The sequence below is a fragment of the Providencia sp. PROV119 genome (assembly GCF_028482435.1).
Classification (GTDB): domain Bacteria; phylum Pseudomonadota; class Gammaproteobacteria; order Enterobacterales; family Enterobacteriaceae; genus Providencia; species Providencia stuartii.
The window spans coordinates 1-5,738 of record NZ_JAMPQL010000043.1; the positions used below are offsets into that span (position 1 = coordinate 1).

Sequence of the window (5,738 nt, forward strand, 5' to 3'; positions counted from 1 at the left end):
AAAAAAAGAAAAATAGAATCTATTACCAACATTTATATTAGTAATACATAGAGAAAAATATTTAAACTCGCTGTCATTTCTTAGCTTAACAAGAGCTATAATAAATAATTTTGGTTACTGGTATTAAACACCTCTAAATATGATAAAACATTCTACTTTTATGTAATTTTAAAATATCTTACTGAAATAATGTTTTTCAGATGTAAGTATTATAGATAACTTTTTTATAATTATCATTACACCAAAATCGAGTAAACTGCACTTTAGCCTAAAAAATCACAAATGTAACATTTTATTTCATCATTAAAAACAATAAAGTAGATTAACATCTAGCTATCGCACCTATGATTAATGAGGAAATAACTCCAAACAAATCATAATAAGAACTAAAGAAAAGAATAAAATACCTAATTTAATGTAGTTTAATAATTAAACATAAATCCTTTTAATTTTAACTCGGTTAGAGAGTAATTATTCACATTGGAAAAACACTTCATAATAATAACCTTTATCCCTATGATTATTAATCACTTTAGAAGAAGTATCGTCAAGGTAATACACAATATCACGAGTAATATTGTTTCAACATCAAGTTTACCTTGCCTATTTCCTTTAGTATAAAACGACTATCACGATTTTTTATCTTATCACTACAAAACTCTAGATGATAAAGTCGGTTTTACTCAATCTCAGGCAGTCAATTATAGGTAAAGCATGAATTGCCTCAGTTAATATCAAGGTGGCATAAGCCGTATAAACTTGCCACCTTAATAAAATTAGGCTGTTCTAAAGCAAACCAACTCTATCTTTAAATTTAAAGGCCTCTTTTTAAAAAATACTTTTCTATCTCTGTATGAGTCTCAAAGTTATAAAACAATGGCTTTAATGTATCATACAATTCATGATTATCTTTTTCTATCTGCTGACGCAGATATGAAAAAAAGGAACTCACATCGCAATCAAGAATGCACAATATATTTAGTAAAGCATCAACAGATATTGTATTAACCCCCCTTTCATATCGAGAGTATTGTTGCTGCGAAATGCCTAATTCACTCGCCATTTTTGTCCCTGAAAATGAACTTGCTTTTCGCAATCTCTTAATTTCTTCACCAATCACTTTGGTGAAAAAGTTTTTAGGTATTACATTATTCAAGGTTAAATTACCCTTTTACTATATATCCTGAAAAATTAAACCCCATTAAATATGCTAAAGATAAATGGGCCTTAATATCTAATTGCCTATAATAGGGAATTAGTGTTCCACAGCTAAAATAGCGTTATCACTCATTTTAAATCCATAACGACTTAAAGGGGAGATAGATATACTCGTTGCATTACCTTTAATATTGACAACTTTGCTTTCACCAGGTCTGATATAAAACTGGTCTAGCGCGTAATCTTCGTTACTCGGTAAAACTTTAAATGAGGGTGATAACCTAATGACTTGCTTTCCATTATTTTTTAATGTTAACTGATTATTTTTTTGGCTCACTGAAAGAGCGTCCCAAGGTGTTTGGCTCACTTTCATATTAGCAGGAGAAACTAACATTGCCACATCCTGACGAATAGGCATTTTAGTGACATTCTCTTTACTTGCCCCAATACCTTGAAATGATGCTTTTAAAATTACTTCATCGGAAATATCAACGCCTTTTTTCAAAATAAAATTAATTTGTTGACTTTGTTGAGGTTCAATACGAACAATCGGTGGCGAAATCATAATATCACCAGCAAGTTTTGTTGAACCATCTAGCTCTTCAACTTTGGTTGATAATAAAATAGGTGAATTACCGGTATTTTTAACATTAAAAACCTTTCGCCCTTCTCCTGCATCTAATATTACAGTCATGGTTTCTAATTGGAAACTTGCATGAACATTTGTGCTCACTATTAATAAAAAGCTTGAAAGAATAGTTGCAAATATTTTTTTCATAAATAACCTCTTTATCAAAATCTATGTTTAGTTTTTTGATGACTTATTGACATATTGCGTCTACTTCTTCATAAAGCAACTCAGATGAAAAATGTTCTGGTACTGTGTATTTCACAATACAATCATCTGAGTTTGGCGAACGAAGAATTAATTCATCACCAATTTGTTCGTTAGTTAAAAAAGTATTCCCTTCACCCATAATGGCACTGACATACTTTCCTTTTTTATTTATTAAGCTTGCACCACTAGGTGCTTTTTGACCGTTTTTAAGCGTAATACTCAGTAATAACTGTCTCATTTCGGTAGCTTTAATTTCTTTTGTAATAACACTTCCTCTAGCAACTGCAACATCGAACGAAGTGGTATCAAGCCGAATATTTAACGGTAAATCTTGCGTGTTCAATTGAACCGTTGTTTTCCTATTTGTTGGTAATGACGAAATGGCAGCCGTACCAAAATGATTCGTGATTGTTGAACCACTGCCTAACGCACTCACCTTAACATTTGGTTGATTTGGAATATATATAATCCCAAAAGTATTACTTAATGGCACTGAAGAGGTTGCAACTAGCCCATTTGAATAAGCAATAGCGCCTGTAGCAGATGACATAAATGAGTAAACATTATTTTCAGTCATGGAAGCATTTAATGATAATTGTGTATAAGCATTCGTATTATTAATGCTCCCGTTAACACGATTTACATCACTGCTACGACCTGCACCGATAGAGTAATTCCACCTATCATTCTGTCTATAGTTATAATTCGCCATTAAAGTACTACGGTCATCGTAATATTGGCTTTGTATACTTGCACTTGAACGGCTATTTATTGGGATTGATGCATTCAGATAAAAGCGATTGTCTTGATCTGTTCCAGACTGAAAAGATAAATTTAATGAGACATCACCGATCTTTCTGCTATAACCGACTAAATGACTTACTGTATCTGAACCGTCTCCATAATAATGGTTATAATTTAAACTATAGCTAAAACTTCCCCAGTTAATATCACCCCAACTTGTATAAAGTGAAGAAGAAGTCTGAAGGTCTCGACTAAACCATGGTAAATTCCATGCATCTTCATCCATTATTGGTTGCTGTTTTTCTAATGTACTATCTAACGTCGGATACTCATGACTGCGATATAGAAATGAGACTCCCAATGATGCGGCACCTTTGGCCAACGATGTATTAAAGTCTAACTGGCTTCCCTCTTTTTCATCATTACGAGAAATTGAAACATTGCCTCCACCATTAATGAGTAGTTTTTCTCCAAATGAAGAATGAACACCACCACTTACAGATTGATATTTATCTGAATATAAAGCCCCTGCTGAATAATCTATTTTTTTATATTGTGCGCTTGCTTCCAAACTACTAATTAAAGGATTATCACTTTCTTGAACACTATTGACTGTACGATATTTACCAATAAAAAATTGATAAGATAAAGGTGATAAATTTTCAGTTGCTTGATTTGAGGTCATTACTTGATATTTCTGACGCTCACCATTATCTTGAATAACTGTTACATCAACTGGTGTTCCATTGATAATATTATTAATTCTATTTAGTTCAAAAGGACCAGCAGGCACTATTGTTCGATAGAGCAGACGACCATTTTGCTGAACCTCTACGGTTGATGGCGAATTTGCAAAACCAGCTATCGGTACAACTAATCGATTATTAAGCTGTAATGCACTGTCCGAATAGAGTTGAATGCCATTAACTGGTATACCAGAATAATAACTGCCTCGGCTATTCAGTTGACCTATTTCAAATTGAGACTTTAATGACTCGATACTACGCGATAATACTGTTTCATTAAATTGATACTCTGAGTTTCCTTTACTTGAAGAAAAACTACTATTATTGCGTAAAACCCAGTTATTCCAGTTTGCTCCCGTTTCAAATTCACCTTGATAAAACTCTTGGTTATTATGGCCATTAATATGCATACCGTAAATTCGATAGTTATTAACTAAACCAAAGCCACCATAAGTCAATTCACGACCTAGCAACTTAGGATCAAAGTTGTTTTCAGCGACTGTAATATCAATAGCAAACTCATTAGGTCGCATTACCACCCGTGAATCAGGATAGACATCTTGAAAAACATGACATCCATCTTCTAAATTTGTCGATTTTAATCTCAACGTCTTCTGCAAACTATCATCAAGGCAAAGATGACCACTATCATCTATTTTGGCATTAACAGAATAAGTTTGATCACCATTTAATTGTATTGTGACATCATGGTTACCAGGAAGAAATTGGCTCCCTTGCATAAAATAATCAGCGACTTCTTCACCGTAACCAAGTGCCTTTAATGAATCAATATCAAAATTCACTTTTGAGTTTTTATCAGCATTATCTTGATTTGATGAATATGAATACTCATTATATAACATGAATATTAAAGCCATAAAAAAATAGTAACGTCGTGTTTTTTTATTAGTATATAACATACATGCTCATTGCTTAATTATAATTAATGTGTTCAGGCATTAAATGCCAAATGAAAAAATCAATTCAGCATTACCGTCTAATTCAGCACCATTAACAATAGGCCCATGGGTTTCTTTTAAAGAATTAAGTTTAGGCGAAACAGTAATATCAACAGAAAATAATTTTCCCGAGGCAATATGACTTTCACCCGTTAACCAACCATAGGTTCTATTTTTTTTCACCGTTATAGCAGATGTTCTTGTTCCTGATAAATTTTCGCTTAAAAACAACTCCGCTTTTTCATTATCAACATTGGCATGACTCAACGTTAATCGATAATCACCTATTTTCCCTGAACCATTTACGTTACCTAACCCAAAATAGCTTTCATCATCCATACGGGAGGAATCATGACGATTATCAATAATTTTTAAAAATAAATTTATCGGTGTATTGCACATCACTTGCCATGTTTGTTTTAATTCTGGAAGCGCTGTGACTTTGTTTAATTTAAAATAATGGGCATGTAACTGGGAAAATTGATAGTTCCCGTTATTTGGTGGGATAATTTCACAACTTGGAGGTGTCACAATATCGGTGATTATATTTTGCCTATATACGCCCTGAGCATTTGAATAATCACAAAAATAGAACATTAACACTACTGTAAGTTGATATAATATTATCCGCATAAGATACATGCCCATTTTTTTCATTATTAAAGACTAAAGCTAAATGTAATTACAGCTTCTGCGTTATAATTAAGTTCATCATTAAGTTCAATATTTGCTTTAGCTAAATCATCTCGTGAGTTAATAAATACACTGTCTTGTTCAAAACTCGCTGAAAAGACTTTTCCAGGTATTAATGATTGCATAAATGCATCTTTACCCCCGGCTTCATGCTTAGTATTAGACCATCCATAGTATTCACCTTTAGTCAATACATAATCTCCAAGCCTAGAAGTGGCATGTGTTGAATTATATAAACGGCGAACATATCCAGAATTATTATCGACCTTAGCATCTTTTACCAAAAATGAGACACCACCAAGTGCGGCCGGTTTACCCCCATTAATATGAAAATATTTATGTGAATACGAGCTTGATACCGGTGTTGAAGGTAAACTCAAACCTTGGTAGGTATCTGTCGCCATAAATATTAAATATGTTTGAGCATCACATGTCACCGTAACGGTATTTTTTACTTTCGAATTTTCGGGAAAAATATACATGCTCGACATAGGTATAACATCAACAGAGAGTTTTCCCATGTCATATATGATATTGGTTTGCTCTTCTCCATTAACCATACAGGTTGGTGGCTTAATATCACCAGATACTTTCAAATTG

At 32.9% G+C, this 5,738-nt stretch carries 5 protein-coding genes; all 5 read right to left on the reverse strand.

What is annotated here, in order from left to right:
- Window positions 1–814 precede the first annotated feature (814 nt).
- Window positions 815–1,156 (reverse strand): helix-turn-helix domain-containing protein, encoded by a 342-nt coding sequence (locus PSF11_RS20930; protein WP_004921801.1) that lies wholly within the window; start codon window positions 1,154–1,156, stop codon window positions 815–817.
- Between the two features lie 99 nt (window positions 1,157–1,255).
- On the reverse strand, window positions 1,256–1,936 hold the full coding sequence (locus tag PSF11_RS20935) for a fimbria/pilus chaperone family protein (RefSeq protein WP_014656397.1): 681 nt from the start codon (window positions 1,934–1,936) through the stop codon (window positions 1,256–1,258).
- Between the two features lie 43 nt (window positions 1,937–1,979).
- A complete protein-coding gene (locus PSF11_RS20940; protein ID WP_225829649.1) occupies window positions 1,980–4,406 on the reverse strand; it encodes a fimbria/pilus outer membrane usher protein in 2,427 nt (808 codons plus the stop codon).
- Window positions 4,407–4,445: 39 nt separating this feature from the next.
- On the reverse strand, window positions 4,446–5,102 hold the full coding sequence (locus PSF11_RS20945; RefSeq protein ID WP_127891336.1) for a hypothetical protein: 657 nt from the start codon (window positions 5,100–5,102) through the stop codon (window positions 4,446–4,448).
- 2 nt (window positions 5,103–5,104) lie between these two features.
- Window positions 5,105–5,738: type 1 fimbrial protein (locus PSF11_RS20950; protein ID WP_272682884.1), on the reverse strand; the 634-nt coding region annotated here is incomplete at its 5' end.